The organism is Flavobacterium sp., assembly GCF_024710485.1.
GTDB lineage: Bacteria > Bacteroidota > Bacteroidia > Flavobacteriales > Flavobacteriaceae > Flavobacterium.
In genome coordinates this window covers 26,760-51,576 of record NZ_JANJUQ010000022.1, presented here as the reverse complement: position 1 = coordinate 51,576, position 24,817 = coordinate 26,760, and the positions used below count along the sequence as shown (strand labels likewise).

At 38.3% G+C, this 24,817-nt stretch carries 19 protein-coding genes, 1 tRNA gene and 1 riboswitch; of the genes, 10 read left to right on the top strand and 10 right to left on the bottom strand.

What is annotated here, in order from left to right:
* Positions 1-256 precede the first annotated feature (256 nt).
* Entirely contained in the window at positions 257-3,943 is a 3,687-nt protein-coding gene (purL, locus tag Q0M21_RS05135; protein ID WP_295335327.1) for a phosphoribosylformylglycinamidine synthase, read from the bottom strand.
* A 157-nt stretch (positions 3,944-4,100) separates the two neighbouring features.
* Between purL and Q0M21_RS05130 the strand changes: the two genes are divergently transcribed.
* Complete coding sequence (locus Q0M21_RS05130) at positions 4,101-6,626, top strand: T9SS type A sorting domain-containing protein (protein WP_295335326.1); 2,526 nt, start codon at positions 4,101-4,103, stop codon at positions 6,624-6,626.
* A gap of 64 nt (positions 6,627-6,690) precedes the next feature.
* Here Q0M21_RS05130 and Q0M21_RS05125 read toward each other — a convergent pair whose 3' ends face one another.
* Complete coding sequence (locus tag Q0M21_RS05125; protein WP_295335325.1) at positions 6,691-8,187, bottom strand: hypothetical protein; 1,497 nt, start codon at positions 8,185-8,187, stop codon at positions 6,691-6,693.
* 208 nt (positions 8,188-8,395) lie between these two features.
* Here Q0M21_RS05125 and Q0M21_RS05120 point away from each other — a divergent pair, with 208 nt between their 5' ends.
* From Q0M21_RS05120 to Q0M21_RS05105, 4 genes are all read left to right on the top strand, one after another.
* Positions 8,396-8,818 carry a PaaI family thioesterase gene (locus tag Q0M21_RS05120; RefSeq protein ID WP_295335323.1) on the top strand — a complete coding sequence of 141 codons (423 nt, stop codon included), beginning with the start codon at positions 8,396-8,398 and terminating at the stop codon, positions 8,816-8,818.
* Positions 8,819-9,880 carry an isochorismate synthase gene (locus Q0M21_RS05115; protein WP_295335321.1) on the top strand — a complete coding sequence of 354 codons (1,062 nt, stop codon included), beginning with the start codon at positions 8,819-8,821 and terminating at the stop codon, positions 9,878-9,880.
* A gap of 67 nt (positions 9,881-9,947) precedes the next feature.
* Positions 9,948-10,664 (top strand): bacillithiol biosynthesis deacetylase BshB1, encoded by a 717-nt coding sequence (bshB1, locus tag Q0M21_RS05110; protein WP_295335319.1) that lies wholly within the window; start codon positions 9,948-9,950, stop codon positions 10,662-10,664.
* Between the two features lie 86 nt (positions 10,665-10,750).
* Positions 10,751-10,826: transfer RNA gene (locus Q0M21_RS05105), tRNA-His, on the top strand.
* 53 nt (positions 10,827-10,879) lie between these two features.
* On the opposite strand, the gene Q0M21_RS05100 is transcribed toward Q0M21_RS05105, so the two are convergent.
* Together Q0M21_RS05100 and Q0M21_RS05095 are read right to left on the bottom strand one after the other, a co-directional pair.
* Positions 10,880-11,902: a M28 family metallopeptidase gene (locus Q0M21_RS05100; protein ID WP_295335317.1), complete on the bottom strand. Its 1,023-nt coding sequence runs from the start codon at positions 11,900-11,902 to the stop codon at positions 10,880-10,882.
* Positions 11,903-11,918: 16 nt separating this feature from the next.
* The gene (locus Q0M21_RS05095) at positions 11,919-12,929 is read right to left on the bottom strand and encodes a DUF3667 domain-containing protein (protein ID WP_295335315.1); all 1,011 of its coding nucleotides are present in this window, start codon (positions 12,927-12,929) and stop codon (positions 11,919-11,921) included.
* Between the two features lie 72 nt (positions 12,930-13,001).
* On the opposite strand from Q0M21_RS05095, the gene Q0M21_RS05090 reads away from it, so the two are divergent.
* Together Q0M21_RS05090 and Q0M21_RS05085 are read left to right on the top strand one after the other, a co-directional pair.
* Positions 13,002-13,457, top strand: coding sequence for a DUF1801 domain-containing protein (locus tag Q0M21_RS05090; protein ID WP_295335313.1), 456 nt, complete (start codon positions 13,002-13,004; stop codon positions 13,455-13,457).
* A 3-nt stretch (positions 13,458-13,460) separates the two neighbouring features.
* Positions 13,461-13,964, top strand: a complete 504-nt coding sequence (locus Q0M21_RS05085) for a GNAT family N-acetyltransferase (protein ID WP_295335311.1) — start codon at positions 13,461-13,463, stop codon at positions 13,962-13,964.
* A gap of 75 nt (positions 13,965-14,039) precedes the next feature.
* Here the strand turns inward: Q0M21_RS05085 and Q0M21_RS05080 are convergent, their stop codons facing one another.
* The 3 genes from Q0M21_RS05080 to rmuC all read right to left on the bottom strand — a co-directional run bounded on the left by Q0M21_RS05080 (position 14,040) and on the right by rmuC (position 19,101).
* Positions 14,040-16,490 (bottom strand): FG-GAP-like repeat-containing protein, encoded by a 2,451-nt coding sequence (locus Q0M21_RS05080; protein WP_295335309.1) that lies wholly within the window; start codon positions 16,488-16,490, stop codon positions 14,040-14,042.
* Positions 16,491-16,514: 24 nt separating this feature from the next.
* Positions 16,515-17,642, bottom strand: coding sequence for a hypothetical protein (locus Q0M21_RS05075; protein ID WP_295335307.1), 1,128 nt, complete (start codon positions 17,640-17,642; stop codon positions 16,515-16,517).
* A gap of 133 nt (positions 17,643-17,775) precedes the next feature.
* Positions 17,776-19,101 carry a DNA recombination protein RmuC gene (gene rmuC / locus Q0M21_RS05070; RefSeq protein ID WP_295335306.1) on the bottom strand — a complete coding sequence of 442 codons (1,326 nt, stop codon included), beginning with the start codon at positions 19,099-19,101 and terminating at the stop codon, positions 17,776-17,778.
* Between the two features lie 156 nt (positions 19,102-19,257).
* Here rmuC and Q0M21_RS05065 point away from each other — a divergent pair, with 156 nt between their 5' ends.
* From Q0M21_RS05065 to Q0M21_RS05055, 3 genes are all read left to right on the top strand, one after another.
* Positions 19,258-20,208, top strand: a complete 951-nt coding sequence (locus Q0M21_RS05065; protein ID WP_295335304.1) for a DUF4476 domain-containing protein — start codon at positions 19,258-19,260, stop codon at positions 20,206-20,208.
* 67 nt (positions 20,209-20,275) lie between these two features.
* Positions 20,276-20,845: a pseudouridine synthase gene (locus Q0M21_RS05060; protein ID WP_295335302.1), complete on the top strand. Its 570-nt coding sequence runs from the start codon at positions 20,276-20,278 to the stop codon at positions 20,843-20,845.
* A 30-nt stretch (positions 20,846-20,875) separates the two neighbouring features.
* Positions 20,876-21,340 carry a tRNA (cytidine(34)-2'-O)-methyltransferase gene (locus tag Q0M21_RS05055; RefSeq protein ID WP_295335301.1) on the top strand — a complete coding sequence of 155 codons (465 nt, stop codon included), beginning with the start codon at positions 20,876-20,878 and terminating at the stop codon, positions 21,338-21,340.
* On the opposite strand, the gene Q0M21_RS05050 is transcribed toward Q0M21_RS05055, so the two are convergent.
* The 3 genes from Q0M21_RS05050 to Q0M21_RS05040 are packed head-to-tail and all read right to left on the bottom strand — an operon-like array spanning position 21,330 to position 24,282.
* Positions 21,330-22,115 (bottom strand): ABC transporter ATP-binding protein, encoded by a 786-nt coding sequence (locus Q0M21_RS05050; protein ID WP_295335299.1) that lies wholly within the window; start codon positions 22,113-22,115, stop codon positions 21,330-21,332. The two genes, Q0M21_RS05055 and Q0M21_RS05050, sit on opposite strands and share 11 nt — an antisense overlap.
* Positions 22,116-23,144 (bottom strand): iron ABC transporter permease, encoded by a 1,029-nt coding sequence (locus tag Q0M21_RS05045; RefSeq protein WP_295335297.1) that lies wholly within the window; start codon positions 23,142-23,144, stop codon positions 22,116-22,118.
* Position 23,145: 1 nt separating this feature from the next.
* A complete protein-coding gene (locus Q0M21_RS05040; protein WP_295335295.1) occupies positions 23,146-24,282 on the bottom strand; it encodes an ABC transporter substrate-binding protein in 1,137 nt (378 codons plus the stop codon).
* Between the two features lie 259 nt (positions 24,283-24,541).
* Positions 24,542-24,778: riboswitch (cobalamin riboswitch) on the top strand.
* The last annotated feature ends 39 nt before the right edge of the window (positions 24,779-24,817 follow it).

The following is a 24,817-nucleotide window of genomic DNA, read 5'->3' as shown; positions in this document are numbered from 1 at the left end:
TTTGTTTTATATGGTTTTGATAAATCAAAACTACCTGAAGCCCACCGGGCTTCCTCCTTTTAATATCAAATCCAATAGATAAAAAGGTTTGTTGTAAAGGCAATGCTTCGCGTGAGGGATAGGAGCGGCATCCTTTTACTGTTTTGATTAAGGCATTGGTTTAGATATAAGTTATAACAGTAAAAGATACAGCGGATAGCCCGGCCTGAAAGGACACGCCCCAATAAAAAACCCACTCTAAGGAGCGGGTTTCAATTTATTTATTTTGGTTTTCAATCCATTTTCTGGCATTGACAAAAGCTTCAAGCCAAGGTGAAACTTCGTCTTTTTGTCCTCTGTCAGGATAATATGCCCAGTTCCATGGGAAAGTGGAGCGCTCAATGTGAGGCATCATGACTAAGTGGCGACCGGTTTTATCACATAACATTGCGGTGTTGTAGTCGGAACCGTTGGGATTGGCAGGATAGCCTTCGTAAGCGTATTTGGCTACGATGTTGTACTTACTTTCTTCATAAGGTAAGTGGAATTTACCTTCGCCATGCGACACCCAAACACCTAAGGTTGCTCCGGCGAGGGTTTTCAGCATTACGGAATGGTTTTCTTGAACCGTAACCGAGGTAAAGATGCTCTCATGTTTGTGAGAATCGTTGTGTTTCATTTTACCGTGAATCTCATGTTCCGGGTTAATGACTTCCAATTCCATGAACAATTGGCAACCGTTGCAGATGCCTACTGATAAAGTGTCTTCTCTTTTAAGGAAGTTTTTCAAAGCAGTGTTTGCTTTCTCGTTGTATAAAAAGGCACCGGCCCAACCTTTTGCAGAGCCCAAAACATCGGAATTCGAAAAACCTCCAACAGCACCAATGAATTGAATATCTTCCAGTGTTTCTCTACCTGAGATTAAATCGGTCATGTGAACGTCTTTGACATCAAATCCGGCTAAGTACATGGCATTCGCCATTTCGCGTTCGGAATTGCTGCCTTTTTCACGGATGATGGCAGCTTTTGGTCTCTCGACTGCGCTCGAGATGACAGGCTTCAGACCTGTAAAATGACTTGGAAATTGGTATTGTAAAGGTTGGTGACTGTAATTGTTAAAACGTTCTCGAGCGGTGTTGTTTTTGGATTGCTTTTGGTCTAACAAATAAGAAGTTTCAAACCAAACATCGCGTAAACTCGCAATATCTAAATTCCAAATCCCAAATTCCAATGATGGAGTTGTTGAGACTTCTCCAATTTTGAAAAACTCAATTCCTTCTAAGGCTTTTTCAAAGGTTGCATCGTCTTTAGCTTGCAATACCAATCCGATGTTTTCTGCAAATAGGATTTTAACCAAATCATTTTCTTCCAATGAAGAGAAGTCGATTTTCGCTCCTAAATCGTTATCGGCAAAACACATTTCCAATAGCGTTGTAATCAAACCACCGCTCCCGATATCATGTCCGGCAACGATTTGTCGGTCTTTGATTAAATTCTGTACAGCATTGAAGGCCTTTTTAAAGAAAGCGGCATCTTTAATGGTTGGCGTTTCAGCACCAATTTTATTTAGGGTTTGGGCAAAAGAACTTCCGCCCAATTTAAATTCGTCTTGGGATAGATTGATATAGTAAATGGAACCACCGTTGCGTTGTAAAACCGGTTCTACCACTTTGGTAATATTAGAACAATTTCCGGCTGCCGAAATAATTACCGTTCCCGGTGCAATCACTTCGTCGTTCGGATATTTTTGTTTCATGGAAAGCGAATCTTTTCCGGTAGGAATGTTGATGCCTAAATCGATGGCAAATTCAGAGCAAGCCTGAACCGCTTCGTACAAACGGGCATCTTCGCCTTCGTTTTTACAAGCCCACATCCAGTTAGCGGACAACGAAACACTTTTTAAATTGTCTTTTAAAGGGGCAAAAACGATGTTGGATAAAGCTTCGGCTATGGCATTTCGGCTACCGGCTTTCGGGTCGATTAATGCCGAAATAGGAGCGTGGCCAATTGAAGTGGCAATACCTTCTTTTCCGTTAAAATCTAAGGCCATTACGCCCACATTGTTTAGCGGCAATTGTAAAGGTCCGACACATTGTTGTTTGGCGACTCTTCCGCCTACGCAACGATCGACTTTATTGGTCAACCAGTCTTTACAAGCTACGGCTTCGAGTTTCAAAACGTCTCTTAAGTAGTCTTGAATATAATCGGAACTATACTCTAAATCAGTATAATTTCTTTGTATGGTTTTATCCGCCATGATGGTTTTGGGTGAACTGCCGAACATGTCTTCCAAAGCCAAATCCATGGGTTTGCTACCTGTTTTTTGTCCTTCGAAAGTAAAGCGTTTGTTGGCAGTTACGTCACCCACTTGGTACATCGGCGAACGCTCTCGTTCTGCGATACGTTGCAAAGTATCCAAGTCTTTTTGACCGATTACCAATCCCATTCTTTCCTGCGATTCGTTGCCGATGACTTCTTTGGCCGACAAGGTTGGATCGCCCACCGGCAATTTGTCTAAATCGATTAAACCACCAGTTTCTTCTACCAATTCGGATAGACAGTTCAAATGACCGCCGGCGCCGTGATCGTGTATGGATACAATCGGATTGTCATCACTTTCTACCAAAGCGCGAATGGCATTAGCCGCGCGTTTTTGCATTTCAGGATTGGAACGTTGGATGGCGTTGAGTTCGATTCCCGAACCAAAAGCACCGGTATCGGCTGAGGAAACTGCGGCACCTCCCATTCCGATTCGGTAATTCTCACCGCCAAGGATAACGATTTTGTCTCCTGCGCTAGGTTTCTTTTTGATGGATTGGTCCAGCTTTCCGTAGCCAATACCTCCGGCTTGCATGATGACTTTGTCGTAGCCGAGTTTTCTGTTTAGCTTCGCTCCGTTCGGCGTAGCCTCGGGTTCTTCCTCGTGTTCGAAGGTTAGGATGGAACCTGTGATTAGCGGTTGCCCGAATTTATTCCCAAAATCGGAAGCGCCGTTGGAGGCTTTGATTAAGATGTCCATTGGGGTTTGGTACAACCATTTTCTTTCGGTCATACCGTTTTCCCATTCGCGGTTATCTTTTAATCGGGAATAGGCCGTCATATAAACAGCAGTGCCGGCCAAAGGCAATGAGCCTTGTCCACCGGCTAATCGGTCGCGTATTTCACCACCCGAACCCGTTGCTGCTCCGTTGAAAGGTTCTACAGTAGTTGGGAAATTATGGGTTTCGGCTTTTAAGGAAATCACCGAATCGAATTCTTTGGTTTCGTAAAAGTCAGGTTTGTCGGCACTTTTGGGCGCGAATTGGGTAACTTTCGGGCCTTTGATAAAAGCTACGTTATCTTTGTAAGCCGAAACGATATCGTTTGGATGTTCGGCTGATGTTTTTTTGATGAGTTTGAATAGGGAAGTCTCTTTTTCTTGTCCGTCAATTACAAAAGTGCCGTTGAAAATTTTATGGCGACAGTGTTCTGAATTGACTTGAGAAAATCCAAACACTTCAGAATCGGTTAGTTTTCGACCTATTTTTTGGGAAACGCCATTTAAGTAAGCGACCTCTTCTTCGCTCAACGCCAAACCTTCTTTTTGGTTGTAAGCGGCGATATCATCGATTTCTAATATCGGTTCCGGTTGGATGTTGATGGTGAAAATATCTTGGGTTAACTCGTTGTACTTTTGCGAAAGCATCGGGTCGAAATCGGAAAAGTTTTCAGTGACTTTTTCGAATTCCTCAATTCGGATAATGCCTTCGATGCCCATATTTTGGGTGATTTCTACGGCATTGGTACTCCAAGGCGTCACCATAGCGGCACGTGGACCAACAAAAAAATCCGTCAGGACGGATTTTTCTATTTTATGTGCGTTGCCAAAAAGCCAGTTTAATTTTGAGATGTTTTCTGCCGAAAGTTCGCTTTGCGTTTGTACGGCAAAAACAGTAGTACTTTCGTTTCCGAAGAAATGAATCATTGTGTTGTATTTAGTAGTTGTTGTTGGTGCAAATTTAACGTAAAAAAGAGAAGTATCAAAAAGAGTTTTTCATACTTTTTAAATGATTTTAAATTGTGTTTAAAATACAATTTTTGTAATAATTTTTTTTATATTTTTGATTGATTAACATTAGCTAATGAAGAAATTTTACCTTTTTGTTTTTATAATTCTTTCAGGATTATATGCGGATGCCCAGATAATTTCCTTTTCAGGTTCCAGTATGTTTAAATATAGACTAACTCAAGCTAACACCAACAACACTATTGCTAAAAATTCAGCTGGAGAATATTTTAAGGTTGATGCAAATAGCGACGGCGAAATCCAAGTAAGCGAAGCCTTGAATGTGGTAGAGTTAAATTTAAACGGTTACAGTGCAGCAATTGGAAATAGTTTGAACGGAATTAATTATTTCACTAACTTAGTACGTTTGGACTGCCACTACAATACAATCACTTCACTTGACATAACTAATTTGGTTAATTTAATTGAATTAGACTGCTCTGAAAATAATTTGACCTCTTTGATTTTGAGTCCTATCAATCAAATCTCAAAATTGGATTGTTCTGATAATCAATTAACAAGTATTGATACAGCTATTTTAACTAATTTAACCGAATTGAACTGTAGTGAGAACTTATTTACATATTTAAGTTTTGGTTATCTTCCCAATCTTACAAAATTGCAAATCTCATCTTTACCTAATTTAACCACATCTCTCAATTTGAGTACGTTGCCTAACCTGACTTTTTTGGATGCAGGTTTAATTGGTCTCACAACCATCGATATCAGCAGTTTGACTCAGCTCAAAAATTTTGGTTTTTTTGGAAATTCAGCAACATCTTTTGATTTCTCTAATAATCCAAACTTAGAGGAATTATACCTTGGTGGTAATTTACTAACATCAATTAATCTCTCTAACTTATCACAGTTAAAATATCTTAATATTGAAAACAATAATTTGACTGCCTTAGACTTGTCAAATAATCCATTACTTCAAGGATTGTTTTGTAGTCATAATCAGATTGCTTCACTCGATTTAAGTAACAAGCAAAGTTTATCTCAGTTGTATTGTTCCCACAACCAGTTAACTGTTTTAGACACTACTGATTGTAGAAGTTTATGGAGTTTAAATGTTGGATATAATCAACTGGTTTACTTAAATTTAAAAAATGGTAGCAACGAATATGTTGATGTTCAGAGCAATCCTAATTTAGACTTCATTTGTACGGATGAATATGACTCTAATAGTTATTATTATTTGTATAACAATGGGTATAATTTTAATACCTATTGCTCTTTTGTTCCTGGCGGTGTATTTTACACAGTCAGCGGGAATCAAAAATATGATGCTGATAATAATGGTTGTAACTTTGACGACTTAGTTTTTCCCAATCTTAATTATGCTTATACTAACGGTTTTATCTCAGCAAATTATATTGCGGATGATTCAGGGAATTTCACAATACCATTCCAAGCAGGGCAATTTAGCATCATTCCCGTTTTGGAAAACCCCTCTTATTTTTCGGTTTCGCCTCCAAATATTTCAGTAAGTTTTCCTGAAGATGCTAGCCCGTACAGCCAAAGCTTTTGCATCACACCTAATGGTTTACACAATGATTTGGAAGTTACAATTATCCCAATCGACGGGGCTCGACCGGGTTTTGATGCCAACTATATCATAGTATACAAAAATAAAGGGACTTCGATGCAATCGGGAAATATTACCTTATCGTTTGAAGATGGTTTAATGGATTTGGTTTCTTCAAATCCTGTACCTAACAGCCAGAGTTTCGACTTGCTTTCTTGGGGTTATACTAGTTTACAGCCTTTTGAAACCAGAGTTATCGAAGTGAAAATGAATGTCAATTCGCCAATGGAAACACCTCCGGTTAACATAGGAGATCAATTGGATTTTACTGTGACCATAAACCCTTTGACGGGAGACGAGTTTTTACCTGATAATATAAAAAGTCTTAAACAAATTGTTGTTGGTTCGTTTGACCCAAATGATAAAACTTGTTTAGAGGGTAATATAGTCGGACCGGAAATGATTGGTCAATATGTCCATTATGTGATTCGTTTTGAAAATACCGGAACCTATTTGGCCGAAAATATAGTGGTAAGAGATATTATTAATTCCTCTAAATTTGATATCAATTCACTAGTTCCAATAAATAGTAGCCATTCTTTTATTACCAGAATTGAGGGAAGTAAGGTAGAGTTTATCTTTGAAAATATTCAATTGCCTTTTGATGATGCTAATAATGACGGTTACATTGCCTTTAAAATTAAAATCAAACCAACTTTGGTGATAGGCGATACTTTTACCAACAATGCTAATATTTATTTCGATTATAACTATCCTATAGTAACCAATACTGCTTCAACGACTATCGAAGCACTAGAAAACCGAGATTTTGAGTTCTCCAACTATTTTAGTTTATTCCCCAATCCGGCGAATGAATTTTTAAATATCAAAGCAAAGGAAACGATTACCTTAAAGTCGATTGCAATTTATAATCTTTTAGGTCAAATGGTTTTTGTTTTCCCAAATGCAAATCAGGTTGATAGAATTGACATTTCAAATCTTAAATACGGCAGTTACTTTATCAAATTGGTTACCGATGAAGGGACAGCTACTACTAAGTTTATCAAGAAATAGTCTATAAGAAATAATAAAAAAAGCTTCCCAAAAGGAAGCTTTTTTGTATGTAGAAAAAAATCATTTAATCCTCAAAAGTGTTCCAGTTATAAGCGCCGGCATCAAAAGGAGTTGTTCTCGGATTTCCTAAAATATCAAAACCTACGTTTATATCATCTCCAAATCCTCTGGCGGCTGAATCATCACCTATATTGAGTTGGTTGTTTTGTATATTTAAAAATCTAGGATTTTCATTGCGTTTGATTTCCGGATTATCGAAAAGGAAACTGTACAACGGATTGGTACTGCTGCCGAATTTCAACAAACACTTAGTAAAGGAATGATTGAATTGACCTGATGTGCCCGGATCGAGTGCCAGTTCATAAGTATTGCTGCCATAAATGATACAGTTTTTAAAATCGGCTTGCACCAAATCGAAAGGTACTTGGACTTCGTTTTCGTCTTTATAATAATTGTTCAGCAAAACTGCTACTTGACGCGAACTCGACCAATTGTTGTTAAACGTACAATGTTTGAATTCGTAGCTTCCGCCCAAAGTGCAAGCTAAAGAAGCTATACCGGCATAATTAATAACGATATTTTCACCTTTGATTTTAGCTGTTTTTGCGTACAAACCAATTAAGGACGAATTGTAAATTTGAGTGTTTTTAATAGTCGTAAAACCACCGTCATTACTATCGATATTCAAACCGACTGCGGCATTTTTGATGATGACGTTATCGATTTCATTTCCGGTACTTCCGGCGGTTAACCAAATGGTTTGCCATTGTCCGGCCACGTCTGAAAACCCCGGTTCTAAGCGATCGCCTTCAAAAACGATGTTGTTTTCCAGTGTTCCATTGGCTTTAAAAGAAGCGCCATTTCCCACAATTAAACCCGAATCGGCATGAAAATGTACCCGAGCGCCGGGTTGAACGTTCAAAGTTTTTCCTCCGGGAACAGCAGCATAGCCATAAACAACGTAAGGTTTATCACTGCCCCAGACGTATTCATTGCCGTTAACGGGATCATTTTCATCTAAAAAGAAACCATACACCGGTTCTTCTATACCTTCAATGGTGAGTGTTTCGGTAGTGCCGTCGGCAAATCGTTTCGGATATAAAAAATACGCATCTTGGATTAGTGTCACTAAATCTACATCTTGCACTTCTCCATTGGCGTGTCGGAATTCAATGATATCGGTATATAAGAAATCGGTTGGATTGGCTTCGGCTACATCGGCTGTAACTTCAATGAAAATATACATACTATCTTTGGCCAACAATTCCACATCATTAAACACTCGGTTGTTATTGCCTACCATACCATCAACGGTCATGCGGTATTTGGAAGCTTGTCCTTTTCCTAATTGTATGGTTGGGATTTTGATGTCTTTGTTACTTCTGTTGTATACTTTTAAAGTATAGGTGCTCGAACCGATGTTGGTAAAAACGGTATCTAAATACACGGTGTCTTTTGAGAAAAACAAACCGCCTGTACTAGGTTCAAATTCAAAATCTTGTCGACAAGAACTGGTGAATAAAGTTAAACCAATTATAAAAAAGAAAATAAGATAGCGCATCAGTATTATGAATTTTTACTTTGTACAATTCGACCTAACAGTCTCCGGTCGTAAATGTAGGTATTATAGTTTAATTTGAAAATAAGTCGATTTGAAAATTTGACTATAGTCTTGGTAAATAACGGTAAAAAAACCATTATAGTATATTCGTGGTGTCGGCTTTTTTCCTTGTGGGAAATAAGTAGTAATTTCGTGAAAAATTTAAGCTATGGCATTGGACAGAGAAAAAGTGTTACAATTGTGCAACGAATGGAGCAAAAACACTTTGATGGAAACCTTAGAAATAGAATATATCGACGCCGGAGAAGGCTTTTTAAAAGCGAAAATGCCTGTGAATTCCAGAGTGCATCAACCGATGGGATTGTTACACGGCGGTGCTACGGTAGCTTTGGCGGAGAGCGTTGGTAGTGCAGCTTCATTGATGTTTATCAATACAGAAAAGCAAGAAGTGCGTGGCATTGAGATTTCGGCTAATCATTTAAAAAGCAAGCGAGACGGAATAGTGTTTTGTACCGCAAAAATCATACACCAAGGCAGAAGTATTCATTTGTGGGAAATTAAAATCACCGATGAAAACGACAAACTGATTTCGTTGTGTAAGTTGACTAACATGATTTTACCCAGAAGATAAATGACGGATTTGTTTGTTAAAGTCAAAGCGCAATTGGAAAAACAATTGCCGTTTGTGTTGTATGCTAAGCCCAACGCCGACCGCATGATTGGTTTATTTCAGACGGACGACAGCTTACATTTTTTAAAAGATTTTGGCGAAAAGGGATTTGTTTTTGCACCTTTTGACGGCGATTTGATTCCATATATTCCACAAGCTGAATCAGAAGTTTATGTCGAGATGATAAAGGAAACTGACTTTTTATTGTCTTCTAATCCAATCATTGAGGTAGACGAATCCGCTAAAAAGGATTTTGAAGCTTTGGTGACAGCAGGAGTCGAAGCTATTGCTCAAGGCGCATTTGAGAAAGTGGTTTTGTCTCGTAAAACGATGGTTGTTGTTACTTCTTTTGAGTTGGAAACGGTTTTTAATAAGTTGGTTGCTTTTTATCCGACCGCTTTCAAATATTGTTTTTTTCATCCGAAAATTGGAATGTGGGCAGGAGCCAGTCCGGAACAGTTTTTAAAAATCAATCAAGAAAGCATACAAACCGTTGCTTTGGCCGGAACGCAAGCGGTGACAGACGTTACGAATGTAGTATGGCAAGAAAAGGAAATTGAGGAACAACAGTTGGTGACCGATTTTATTATCCAAAGTTTGGCAGATAAAGTGTCGGAACTCACTGTTTCGAGTCCGTATTCTGTACAAGCCGGGAATTTGTGGCACATCAAGACCGATATTACAGCGGCTATTGGTAGCGACAGTAACTTGGAAGAAATTATCAAAGCGTTGCATCCGACATCAGCTGTTTGCGGATTGCCGAAAGCGGCGGCAAAGAATTTTATCTTGCGAAACGAACCGTATGACAGAAGTTATTATTCGGGATTTTTGGGTGAATTGAATATCGATTTGGCCACATTCCGAACTGAGCAATCCGATTTGTTTGTTAATTTACGTTGCATGAAAATCAACGACAAGCAAGTTGAATTATTCATCGGTTGCGGCATTACCAAAGACAGTGTGCCGGAGGCAGAATTTATCGAAACAGTAAACAAATCGATGACGATGAGAAAGGTTTTGTAAATAGTGATATTTTTGCAACGACAAAATGCATTAACAATAGCAATGATGAAATTTTAAAAGAATTTATATGAAATTAGACATATTAGCTTTCGGAGCTCATCCTGATGATGTTGAATTGGGTTGTAGCGGCACAATCGCTAAAGAAGTTTCGTTAGGAAAAAAAGTAGGGATAATCGATTTGACACGTGGCGAACTCGGAACCCGAGGTTCGGTGGAAATCAGGAATCAGGAGTCGAGTTTGGCAGCCAAGATTTTAGGGATATCTGTGCGAGAGAACTTGGACATGCGCGATGGTTTTTTTGTCAATGATGAAGCGCATCAGTTGGAAATCATCAAGCGAATTCGAAAATACCAACCCGAGATTGTGATTTGCAATGCAATTGATGACCGACATATTGACCATGGAAAAGGCAGTAAGTTGGTTTCCGATGCCTGTTTTTTATCGGGTTTGCGTAAAATTGAAACAACTCACGAAGGTGAGGAACAGTTGGCTTGGCGACCGAAAGTTGTGTATCATTACATCCAATGGAAAAACATCACGCCAGATTTTGTTGTCGACATTTCGGATTTTATAGATAAAAAAACAGAGTCCATTTTGGCTTATGTTTCCCAATTCTACTCTGAAAACTCTGATGAACCCGTAACACCGATTGCTACCAAAAACTTTTTGGAAAGCATTCATTATCGCTCTCAGGACTTTGGACGATTGATAGGAGTAGATTATGCCGAAGGTTTTACAACCGAGAGATACGTGGCAGTCAAGAGCTTAGGAGATTTGATTTAAAAAATATAAAAAACCTTTGCAAAAGTTAAGTTTTGCACTATATTTGCACTCGCAAAAGCAACTTAGGTTGTTTTGCAACCACAAATGGTGATTGTAGCTCAGTTGGTTAGAGCGTCGGATTGTGGTTCCGAAGGTCGGGGGTTCGAGACCCCTCATTCACCCAAAAATCAAAAGCCCCGTATTTCGGGGCTTTTTTTGTATCTGAAAGTTAGAGCCTATTTACCTGATCTATCTACCGCTAAACGCTTTTCTCTATTAGCAATTTCCCAAGCAATGGCAAAGGCATATTGGGTTCTTTTGGTTAAAGCATCAAATTCAATTTTGCTGACATCATCTCCGGGTTTGTGATAGTCAGCGTGAATTCCGTTAAAAAGGAATACCGACGGAATATTGTGTTTGGCAAAGTTGTAATGGTCGGAACGATAGTAAAATCGGTTAGGATCATTTCTGTCGTTGTATTTGTAATCAAGGGTTAGTTGGGTGTATTCCTTGTTGATATTTTCACAAATCTTATGCAAATCGGTCGATAAATAATCGGAACCAATCACATAAACATAATTGTTGGTGTCTTTGTGAAAATCATCGCGTCTTCCTATCATGTCAATGTTCACATCGGCCACTGTATTTTGTAACGGAAATAACGGATTTTCCGAATAGTATCTAGAACCGTGCAAACCGTGTTCTTCTCCGGTTACGTGCAAAATCAGGATAGAGCGTTTCGGACCGTTGCCCTCGTTCTTCGCCTTTTGAAAAGCGGCCGCCATTTCCATTAAGGCTACCGTTCCCGAACCGTCATCATCGGCACCATTGTACACTTCTCCGTTTTTAATCCCTACGTGGTCGTAATGGGCCGAAAGCACCACAATTTCATCCGGTTTTTCAGAACCTTCAATAAAGGCCCAAATGTTCTCCGAATCCGGTAGGTTTTCGTTTCTTTTGGCATTCAAAAATGCGGCTGGTACTTTTTGGTAATAATCTGTGGCGCCTTTAGGAAAAGCAATGCCGTTTTTTTGATAGAACTCGATAATGTATCGACCGGCTTTCTTTTGGCCTTCGCTACCCGTTTCTCGACCTTCCATTTCATCAGAAGCAATTACCGTTAAATTAGTACGCAATCGTTCAATGGAAATATCGTTCAAGTAGCTGTCGATGCCTTTTTTAATTTTGGTCTCTTTAGGCGTCCCGCAACTTGCTGCCAACGAGACCAGCACAAACAGGGTTATTTTAATTAGTTTCATAGCATTTTATTGAAGATTAGTGAATATTGATGAAAGTGTAAACAATAAAAATAAGCAATAAAACAGACATCAATACCAAATTGATGAAAAACATAACAGTGCTCTTAAGGAATGAGATGGTTCTTGTTTCTCCGTAAAATCTATGGTGAGCCGGAAAGAAATAATAAAACATCCAAATATAGCCTGCACCTTCTATTACCGTTTTCAGGAATAAAATCAACCCGTTATCCGGAAGGTAACCCATCAATTTTCTGAAAAAGAACAGCAATAATACCGTGAGCAACAAAAACGAAAAATAATGTAAAGTAAAAATACCGTGATCAAAGTAATACCAACGTTTTTTACTGTGAAATAGCCATAGGACAAAGGCAAATAGCGGCATGTAAATAAAAAGCACTTTGGGGAAATTGCGTTTGGACTCTTCGGCGAATTTTTCCATCATTTCTTTCCGGTTGTACTTGGCTTTGATTAGCAGTGTTTTTTTGATGATGTTGTATTCCCAGTCTGATAGTTTTCGATCTTTAGGACCATATCGTTGAACCGAATCCAATTCTCTGAGTGTATTGAACCCAAAATTCAAAAAACCCTCATTCATTTTAGCATTACTCGAATAGCGTTCATCTTGAGAGAGTGCTAAACTGTCTTTTGATTGAGCATTTGTAGTGGTTTGGATTTCATTCAGGTCTAGAATTGATTCATCCGATTCCGGGTCGTTAGGGAAAATTGAAATCAAAAAGAAGGTTATGAAACTAATAAAGATATACAGTCGTACCGGTGCTAAATAGGATAGGCGTTTTCCGGAAAGATACTCTTTGGTTAGGGATGCCGGTTTGAAGAATAAATTTCTTATGGTTTTCCAAAAGGCGTTTTCGTAATGGGTTAAATCTTCAAAAAAATGGACAAACAAATGATGAAATGTCTTCCGGGTATCCGTATTTTCCTGACCACAGTTCGGACAAAATCGATGTTCAACTACATGTCGACAGTTCAAGCAGGTTTTATCTTTTCTGAGTTCGTTTTTTGACATAACTTTTTGCAACGGTTCTATCCGTAAAACTATTAAAATAATTTCTATTTTTGGAAGACTAAATATAAAACGATGCAATCTACTGCCAAAACACCCGATGAGTACATCAATACTTTGCCGGATGACCGAAAGAAAGCCCTTCAACAACTTCGAAAAACCATTTTGGATAATTTACCCATAGGATTTAAAGAATCAATGGGGTATGGAATGATGGGCTATTGTGTACCACATTCCATTTATCCTAGCGGTTATCACTGCAATCCGAAAGATCCGCTTCCGTTTATGGGTTTGGCTTCGCAGAAAAACTTTGTAGCTTTTTATCATATGGGTATTTATGCCGATAAGAATTTGCACGATTGGTTTGTGGCTGAATACGGAAAGCGTTGCAAATACAAGCTCGATATGGGGAAAAGCTGTGTTCGTTTCAAAAAAATAGAAGATATTCCGTATGATTTGATTGGTGAATTAGTGCAGAAAATTTCGGTTGCCGATTGGATTCAAACTTACGAATCGGTTTTAAAGAAGTAAACCATGCTGCAAATTATTCCTAATTCGGATACCCAATTTACAGCAGTCAGAGCTATTGCTTTTGAAGTTTGGCCAAAAACCTACGGTAATATTTTAAACGCTGCCCAAATTGAATACATGCTTGATAAAATGTATAGTATTACTTCATTGCAAGAGCAAGCCAATCAAAAAAAACATCATTTTATATTGGTTCAAGAAGGAAATGAGACAGTTGGTTTTGCTGCTTATGAACACCATGTCGAAGCTTCGGAAAAGACAAAAATTCACAAGATTTATGTTTTGTCTTCCCAACAAACAAAAGGAACCGGCAAAGCTTTAGTCAACTTTATAGCAAATGAAGCCAAAGCAAAAGGAGATAAGGCACTGTTTTTAAACGTCAATAAGTACAATTCGGCCATTCATTTTTATGAAAAAACAGGATTTGTCATTGTTAAAGAAGAAGTAATCGATATAGGCAACGGTTATATAATGGATGATTATGTGATGGAGAAGACATTCAAAAGCTAAAGGCCCATTTTAATTTTGTCTATAAGTAAAAAAAGTCCCGAATTAAACGGGACTTTTTTATGACATATATTTTAATTATTCCTTGATGAATTTCTGACTGTAATCTTTGCCGTTACTGTCTCTTAGCATCAAGATGTAAGTGCCTTTTGAAAGTTGGTTCACAGTAATAGTTTGATTGGATACCGGTGTTTGATATACCATTTTACCGCTTAAATCATATACTTGAGCCGTTACAAACTCAACCGGGTTCGCAGTGTTAATCGCTATATTGATAGTGTTTTTAACCGGATTAGGGTATACTGTAAATACTGTGCTTTCAAAAGCATCAATACCTAAAGTAGCACCTTCAACTACGTGTAAAGGTTGGTTTGGTGTCACATTATTATAAATGTCAACAATTCCTGAAGGCCATTTAATAACTACTTGGTTGACAACTGTAGAAGTGCCGATACCGAAGTGAGCATTTAAAGTACTCATATAACGGAAGCCTTCACCACTGCGAATGTCTCTGATTTGTTTTCCCCAAGGCCCATATATTTCAACACGAGCTCCTATACCATTTCTGTTACTTTGGATTCCTTGTAATGTTACCTTAACCCAGTTATTGCCATTTGGAACACCGTAACGAATCGTAGCTCCGTTTTGAATGTCTAAAAAGCCATCGTTATTCAAATCGCCTACAGCACCTACACTGATAGCGTTATAATTTACAGGAGAAAATACATTACTGCCTTGGTTGAACATTATTTTATTACCACCACCTAAAACATCAACTTTTCCGTCATTATCAAAATCGTAAGCAATATTGTCGATGTTGGTTGACGTATTGGTGTCCCAACCTGAACCGGCTGTGATGTTGGTGAAAGCTACTGTTGAAGTATCTCTGTTATTTCGAAAGAATTTGTGTGAACCTGCACTAGCTGTGATAATCACGTCCATATCATCGTCATTGTCAAAATCTGCTATGGCTGAAGACCAAGTTTGAATAGGGGTAACGTTGATGCCCGCTTGAGCTGAAATATCGGTAAATACTCCATTGCCATCATTTCTGTGCAATTCACAAGGAGGTCCGGAACATTTAGAGATGAACATATCTAAATCACCATCATTATCAAAATCAGTCCACAACGAAGCATAGTTACCACCGCTAGGAGTAATTCCTAACATGTAAGCTCCCGGCGTACCCGATTGGTAATAGGTCATGTTAGCATTGCCGTCATTCAAATAATAAACATTTGGGTCAATATCGTGACAAGAGAAAGCATCTAAGTGACCATCGTTATTGATGTCAACAAAGTTGGTTCTTTGACAAAAAATGTATTCAGAAGGATTAATATTAAGGTATGAAGTACCGTTGTTGGCTGATCTCCAAAAAGTCAACCCTGAACCACTTCCTAACATTAAGTCATTGTATCCGTCTTTATTATAATCACCGGCAGCCATACTCCAAGACGGCATATCACTTGTACCGGTTATAGGGAAGTCAGTTACGGTAAATGATCCCGGTGTATTGCCTTGGAAATGTACTCTTAAGTTGTTAGCACTTACCCCAACGATGTCATCTTTGTAATCGCCATTCATATCAACAATACAAATGTTAAAAGAACTATTAATGGTTGCAATGTTTTGATTGTTGTAATTTACAGGAACGATAATTGGAGTTTCAACAATTTGGAAATCAAAACCAGTGGCACTCCATTTGTTGTCCCAAACGATGTAATAGGTAACGCCGGCTGAAGCCATAAATGAATAAGTAGATAAGTTAGAATTAGAATTGCCGATGTTACATGCAATAACACCAGAATTATCATCACTTCCTAAACAAGTTAATCCGTTAGAACAGTTACCGGTGTAAACACTAAGGTTAGTATCTTTACAGATGTTAGCCATCAAATCAGAAGTGATGGTAACATTTGCATTTACAGATGGGGTATAAGCATACCATTTTGATAATGCTGCCGTAGAACAACTGGTTGTTATGTTGGTTTGATCAATAGCAGGTACAGAAGTTGTACCCGCTGTTACTGTTACCGCTGCATTACACGGATTGTACCCGGCAGGGATTTCAGTTACCTGAAAATTGAAACCGGTAGATTGGTATCTGTTGTCCCAAACGATGTAATAGGTTTGACCGGCTACGGCATTAAAGGTGGCTTTAGAAAGATATGAGTTCGTATTCCCTGAATTACATGCGATAACCCCGGAATCATCATCGGCAATCACACAGGTTAGGGCTGTACATGAACCGGTGTAAATTCTTAAGCGAGTGTCTCTGCAGATATTTTCCGGCAAGTCAGAAGAAACGGTTACGGTGTAATTTTGTGAAGGAGTATAAGCATACCACTCTGCTGCTGTTGTACCAGTATTGGTAAAGCTACATGTGGTTGTAGGCAATTCTGTACCATTAATAGTACTTATGGTAAATGTTCCGGCTGCTGTAATAGGCGTAGCACCAGCACAATTGTCTTGCGCCAACGACGATAAGCTTACCGAAATCATAATAATTAAAAGTGTAATTTTCTTCATTTTTGTGATTTGATTAGTTTAAAATTAAGGACAGTCTTGGAGAGAATTAATCCATTCTTCTATCAGCGCAACTCCTTCATCATGTATTAAAGCTCTGCCATGTAAAGGCATCATGAAACTTTCGTTAGTGGTGTTAATTCTGAAAAACAGCATAGATTGTGATGGCTTACTAGGGGTAATTAAGTTACTTAATTCCGGGTCAAAATCTTGCATGTCGACAGTAGGAACACAAACGCCCATGTTGGTACGCCCATTGGCACCACTAGTTTCCGCAAAGCTCAATCGAAGTGGTCTGTAATCACAATGACCGGTTTCTCTGTGACAATGTGCGCAGTTGATATCTAAATAGGAGCGAACTCTTTTTTCCAAAGGTTGCGTGGCGTCACTATAATTAATAGTTGTATTTTCAGCAGTAGGAAAAGTAAAATTGTTTTCCAAATATCCTTGCTCAATCCATTTCGTCAATTGATTTTTAGTTTCGTTGCCGTAGTTATAGTTGAAATTAAGGTTTTGTGGTTTGATACCGATAGGAATAAAAGTGGTTACCTCTTCTCCATTAACAGTTTGCTTGTACTTGTGACAAACAATGCATTGAGCTTCAGAGGGAATTCTGTAATTAACGTTGCGAACTACATTGTTATCATCTTTGAAAGTAATTTGTTTGTAACTGCCGTTCAAATCTAAAAAGGCTTCAGTTTGCTCGTCATTCCAAACATAATCCGCAAACATCCAACCATCAGACTTACGAATCATAATACGAGTTTCAATGATTTTCGGGGTATCAGAGGGTTGAATTTTATCGTAATAAAAATTCTTAATTATTGCAGCTCCAACCGGTAAGTTTAAAATTTCATCATCTCCGTTATAAGTAGCTTTAGTGCCTGCGGGCATCCAAATAAAACGTTTTTTGTGAGCATAATCACTAAAAAGGACACTTGCCGGTTCATAAGGAATCACATTAAGAGAAGGCGATAAGTTTTTTAAGGCTCCTTCAAAAAAATTGTAATCGGACAATTTAGGATAAGGTACCTGTGTTAAATCAACAACAACAGGAGAAATTGGAGTGTATTCTTCATCGTCATTGTCTGAACATGAAAAAAAAACGCTAAAAGTGAAGGCTAAAAGTAATGCTTGTAGGTAATTGTGTTTCATATATTTTTAAAATGCTGACCAAATATAATAATATTTTGCTAAAAATCTAAAAATTAACAAATTTCCTCAAGATACTCTTTGTTTTTTTGCGAAACACCTAAGTTTTATACTATTTTCCGGCTAAAAATGAATTTTATTCCAGATCTTTATTGGCACGCTGTAAGATATTATCCGGCAGTGCTTTTTTGGCTTTGGCGCCCATTTTTTTCAATTTTTCTACGCTGTTGATGAGGTTTCCTTTACCTTCGAAAAGTTTGTTCATGGCATTGCCGTATTCAACTTTAGCTTCATCCATTTTTTTACCTATTTTTACCAAATCGGATACAAAGCCTTCAAACTTGTCATATAAAGCTCCGGCTTGACGTGCTATTTCTACAGCATTTTCTTGTTGTTTTTGATTGGTCCACATACTGTCGATGGTGCGTAACGTTGCTAATAAAGTGGAAGGTGTTACAATAACAATGTTCTTTTCAAATGCCTTATTGTATAAGCCGGTATCTTCGTTTAAAGCTAAGGCAAAGGCAGATTCAATCGGGATGAAAAGCAATACAAAATCCGGACTTTCCATCTGGTACAAATCGTGGTAATTTTTTTCACTCAATTGGTCCACATGTCGTTTGATGGCCATGAGGTGCTCTTTTAAAAATTGCGTTTTTTCGGTTTCGTCTTCCGCATTGATGTATCGTTCGTAAGCGGTTAAAGTCACTTTCGAATCAACTATCATTTTCTTACCATCGGGTAAATTAATCACTACATCCGGGAATAAGCGATTGCCTTCTTCGGTTACAAAACTTTGTTGCACTTCATATTCTCTACCTTTCTCCAAACCTGATTTTTCTAAAACGCGTTCCAAAACCAACTCGCCCCAATTCCCTTGCATTTTACTGTCGCCTTTGAGCGCTTTGGTCAAGTTTAATGTTTCCTTGCTCATCTGTTCATTCATCTCGCGTAAGCCCAAAATTTGTTGGCGCAAGGCGGCGTGATAATCTATACTTTCTTTATGAGTGTCCTCAACTTTCTTTTCAAACAACTGAATTTTATCCTGCAATGGTGAAAGGATGTTTCTGAGGTTTTCCTTGTTTTGTTCGGTAAACTTCACTGTTTTTTCTTCTAGAATTTTATTGGCTAAGTTTTCAAATTCTTTGGTAAATTTTTCCTGAAGTTTTTCCACTTCTTCCTTTTGTTCTTTGTTGCGTTCCCAAAGATTCTCAAAATCGGTTTCTTTTTTCGATAATTGAATGGCTAACGCTTCTTTCTCGGCACGAATATTTTCGCGTTCTTGTAAGGTTTGGCTGATCTGATTTTTGAGTTGTTCTATTTGTTGCAACAAACCGTTAATCTTTTCTTCTAACGAAGCTCTATCCGATTTGGATTGTGCGGCAAATAGTGTTTTGCCTAAGAAAATCCCAATGGCTAAGGCAATAGTAAAGGCGATGATTATCATTAAATTATCATTCATGTGTATAAGTAAAAATATAAAGTCTAAATATACAGAGTTTTGCACTACATTTTATAGTATTTTGAAAATTGTTTCCTAAATTGGCACCGTTTTTGAAAAGTGCTTTTTTTGAGAAAATAAACTATTAACAAACCTATTTTAAAACCACAGTAAGCTATGATTAAAAAAATTACATTTTCGGCTATTTTGCTTTTTACCTCACTTTCTTTTGCCCAGTTAGGGCCGGTGGGGCACTTAACTATTTTTTCGGAAGACGGCGATAGATTTACCTTAATCCTTAACGGAGAAGTAATTAACGATGTTCCGCAAACGAATTTAAGAGTGGAAGATTTGAACCAACCTTATTACAATGCCAAAATCAGATTTGAGGATAAAACTTTGATGGATATTACCAAAAACAACTTAATGTTGACCGATGTTGACGGGATTTTTTCCGATGTGACTTATAAAATTAAAAGAGATAAGAATAACAAAACCAAAATGAAGTTGAACTATTTCTCTTCTATTCCGGTTCGACCTGATTTTATTCCACCTTCCAATGTACACGTAATTCACTACGGACAACCAAGACCTGCCGTAGTTGTTCCGGTACAACAACCGGTTGTAGGCGTAACACAAACTACCACTACTACCACTACACAAGCCGGTGGTGCTGCTATGGGTGTTGGTGTTAGTGTTGGAGGTGTTAACATGGGTATAACTATTAATGATTCTATGGGTGGCGGTGCTGTTACACAAACTACTACAACCACAACAACCGTAGGTGGCGGTCATGTAGCTGATCATATTGAGCCGGTAAGAGGTTGTAACGGTAGAAGCTGTATGACTGCTGGGAATTTTAATGCTGCTTTGGCTACCATTAAAAAGCAAAGTTTTGAAGATACTCGTTTGAAAACAGCCAAGCAAGTAATTACAGCTAACTGTTTGAATGTGGATCAAATCATGCAAATTGCCAATACTTTTAATTTCGAAGATAATAAGTTAGAGTTTGCCAAATACGCTTACGATTATTGCATCGAGCCAAGAAATTATTTCAAATTGAACGGTATCTTTTCATTCAGCAGTAATGTGGATGAATTATCTGATTACGTTCAAAGTCGACAATAATTTGAAAATAAATTTCAGTAAAGACCATCCGTTGCGATGGTCTTTTTATTTTTGCCCAAATTCTATCATGAAACATCGTCACTTTTTATTGCATAAACCACACAGCTATCTGAGTCAGTTTGTATATGGAATAAAACGCCACAAGAAGCTGCTGGGTGAGCTTTACGATTTTCCCGATGGGACAATGGCTATTGGTCGTCTCGACGAAGATTCGGAAGGCTTGCTGTTGCTGACTACCGATGGGATGATGAGTGAAATTGTGAGAAGTCAAACCATCGAAAAAGAATATTACGCCCAAGTAGATGGTATCATTACGCCTGAAGCAGTAACACAATTGGAAAACGGCGTTGAAATCGGTTTTAAAGGGATTCGCTATACCACAAAACCATGCCAAGCTAAAATCGTTGCTGACTTACCTGAATTTATTGGCGAGGGTAGAAGAATTCGAGAGGAACGCCATGGCCCAACCAGTTGGGTTTCCATCACACTTACCGAAGGCAAATTCCGTCAAGTACGTAAAATGACGGCAGCTGTCGGATTTCCTACCTTACGATTGGTCCGAATTCGAGTAGGAAACCTAACTTTGCAAAACCTAAAAGCCGGCGAAGTAATGCCGGTGGCGGCCTTCAACCTTTAACAATTTTATCCTTTAATAACCTGATAATCGATGCTTAATATTGTACTAGTCGAACCCGAAATCCCTAACAATACCGGAAATATTGGTCGTTTGTGCGTGGGAACCGAAAGTCGTTTACACTTAATCAAACCGTATGGTTTTGAAATTACCGATAAAAACTTAAAGCGTTCCGGTTTGGATTATTGGGTGCATTTGGATTGGAAGGAATACAACAATGTAGCGGAATGGATTGCGCAAATACCGGACAAATCCAGAGTGTTTTTGATGAGTTCTCATGCGACAAAATCGATATACGAAGTAACATTTCAAGATGAAGATTGGCTGGTTTTCGGGAAAGAAAGCGTAGGGTTGAGTCAGGAAGTTTTGGCCCAATTTGAAAACCATTTAACCATACCGATGTCGAAACTAATCCGCAGTTATAATATTGCTAATTCTGTGGCTTTTGTGGTAGGTGAAGCCAAGCGACAAATCAGCGTCAATAAGATTACGAAATAATAAACTTTCCTTTTTCACTGTCAAAAGTGATGGAATCGTCTTTGAAAAGAGCATTAAAAACACCTTGCGTAATTAAGTTGCAGGGCTGGTCTTGGTGAACTTTGTCTTCAGTCATCACTATCATCTGATCACTGAGTTGAATGGCCAAGTCAACGTCGTGTGTGGAAAACAAAATACATTTATTAGTTTCTAAAGACAGTCTTTTCAACAATTTAAACACCGAAACCTTGTGTACCAAATCCAAATGCGTAGTCGGTTCATCCAAAATGATAATCGGTGTGTCTTGTGCCAAAGCTCTGGCTATAAGTACAATTTGCAATTGCCCGTCACTAATTTCATGATGTTTTTTTGAGGTCAAATGCTCAATTTGAGTCAAGGCTATCGCTTGCTTAATCTTCTCATGATCTGTCTCGGAAAGTTGTCCTAACCAATTGGTGTAGGGTTGTCTTCCAAGTGCAATAATTTCATATACCGTTAAGTTATTGGCAGGCAATTTTTCGGTCAAAACCAAACTTAGCTCTTGCGCTAAATCGGTTGTCGGGATTTCGTGTATGTTATTCTCGTTTAAAAATACAGTGCCATGAAGAGGTTTTTGAATGCCGGTTAAAGTGCGCAGTAAAGTTGATTTTCCCACACCGTTCGCACCTACCAACGTAATGAGTTGCCCCGAAGCCAATCGCAAATTGAGATTAGCAGCTATGGTATTGGTTTTACCTTTGGATTGGTAACCAATGTGCAATTCTTGGGTAGTTATAATGTTGTTTTCGATACTCATTTAAGACAAGCTTTTTTTTCTGACAATCAACCAAACTACTACCGGCGCTCCAATGATAGAAGTAATCGCATTAATAGGCAGCGTGAACTCAAAGCCCGGCATTTGTGAAACGGCATCACAAACCAGCATGATGATGGCGCCAATAAGTAATGTGCTTACAAATAATATCCGGTGATTGCTGGTATGGAAAATTAATTTCGACAAATGCGGTACAGCCAAACCGACAAACGCAATCGGTCCGGCAAATGCAGTAATACTTCCAGCCAAAATACTGGTAGCCAATATAATTAACAATCGGGCTTTTTTGATATTCAAGCCCATACTTTTAGCGTAGTTTTCTCCCAACAATAAAGCATCCAAAGGTTTTAAGGTGAGTAAACTCAACATCAAACCCAACGCCACTGAGACGGTAAGGATTAGGATGCTTTCCCACGACAAATTACCGATGCTTCCCATCGACCAAAAAGTGTATTTCTGTAATTGTTCGGCGGTACTGAAATAGCTGAAAACACTCACTATAGCTGCCGTAAAACTACTGAACATTAAACCGACAATGAGGATCGACATCGTGTCGCGTAATCTTTGCGATACTACCAGAATCATTAGTAAAACAAACAAACTGCCCAAGCAGGAAGCTAAGATGATTCCATAAGAGGATACTAAAAATTGTGAAAACACTGAAGGCAAAAAACTGGCCCCCAACAGCACAAAAGCCACGCCTAAACTGGAACCCGAACTCAATCCCAACACATAAGGACCGGCCATAGGATTTCGGAAAAATGTTTGCATCAATAAACCGCTAACCGATAATCCCATACCAACCAGAATAGCAGTAATGGCTTTGGGTAATCTGAAATTCATAATGATGTATTCCCAAGTTTCTTTTTCGGTTTGACCGCCCAATAAACTTTTGAATACTTCTTTAATCGGAATAGCCACTTGCCCGAAAGCAATATTCAAGAGCAATGTCAGTAACAAGGTTAACGACAAAAGCGTGAAGAGTAGTGTATTTCGACTTTGGTTTTTCAATTTATTGTAATTTCTCGAAAAAGAAAGGTTGGTAACTCGGCAATAATTCCGGGTGTAAAATTTTGACAATGTCTTTCAAAATAATATCCGGACGATTTGGAGCCAATTCATAGTACAAAGTACCACCGGTTTTTCCTTTTCTAGCGCTGAACGAATATACATTTTTATTTTGAAAGGCTTTAAATTGACGGTAATGCGGATTGGCAGCGGTCATCTCTTTCAAAGAGGCAAATTGTCCCGATGTAATCCAAATGTCGGCATTTTTGGCTTTTTCCAATACCGTTTCAAGAGAAAGCGACAAACTGCCGGTTCCGGTAGTTTCAGACCATAAGTAATGACCTTTGGCTTCTTTTAGAAGTAAGCTTCCCCAGCTGTTCCCTTTGGGTAAATACCAACGGTCTTCGAACATATCTCCGGCTAAAATAGTTGGTGTCTCCCCAGCGCTTTGGGCAATCTTTATGGTTTTTAAATACTCTTTTTCTATTTTGCTGAAGATTTCCTCTGCCTTTTTTTGTTGCCCGTACAAAGCGCCGAAAAACTTGATCCATTCGGCTTTACCCAGCGGTGTTTCTTCGTTCCAATCGCCGTTAAGCATGACTTTTAAACCGCTTTTTTGCAAATTATCTAAGGTTGGATTGTTGTTGTCGATGCCATAACCGATAATCACATCGGGTTGTAAATTGAGCAGTACTTCAGTGTTTAAATTTTGATTCATGCCCAATTCTTTCACTTTTCCGGCTTCTATTCTGGCTCTCACTTTTTCCGAAGAAATGTAATCGAGATTAGGAAAACCAATTAAGGTATTTTCCTTTTTCAACATTTCTAAAGATGGAACGTGCGTCGTTGAGGTTACTACGATACTTTTTATCGGAATAGCAATAATTGGGTTTTGTGAAAGGCTGTCCGGAACTATACCGTTTTTTTCTTTTAAGATGTAAGTATAGGTTTTTGTCGCTTTAGGCCAAGGATTTCGCACAGTGACAACAGTGTAGCCCTCGTAATTTCGAATGGAAAAACCTTTGGCGTGGCGAATGGTATTTTGGGAATCGATTCGCTCAGTAGTTACAGTCTCTTTTTTGCATTGTGCGAATACGACACTTAGTGCCAAAACGAACAACAAACGATAATAGGTTTTCATTCAATTATTTTTTGCAAAAATAGAAGATTGTTGCTGAATATTTTGACTCTTGTAACATTTGATGCTAAACCAAGATTTTTATCTGCTTAATTTTACAGAAAAAACCATGAGAGACGATTCTAATACTTTTATGTACCTCGTTGGCGGAATTATCCTGTTGCATTTTTTAGTTGGATTTATTTGGCTGATTGTCAAGTTTTCTAAGAAAAAAGAAGAATAAATTCGGCTTGTTAGGGTTAAAATAGCATTATTTCTATTACTTTTGCACCCGAATTATGGTTGCGCATTTTGAAGTTCAAAATCGCATTAAAAGGGAATTTGGTTAAAATCCAAAGCTGTTCCCGCAACTGTAAGCTATCAAGCTTGTTGTTATCTGCAACACCACTGTTCATGATTTTAGATTTTAAATATCAAAAATTTAATAGCTAATATTCAAAACGGGAAGGTCAACAACAAGACGCAAGCCAGGAGACCTGCCTAATTCATTGAGTAACAAACTTTCGGGAAAAAAGGTTTGGGTATGGGTAAATTCTAT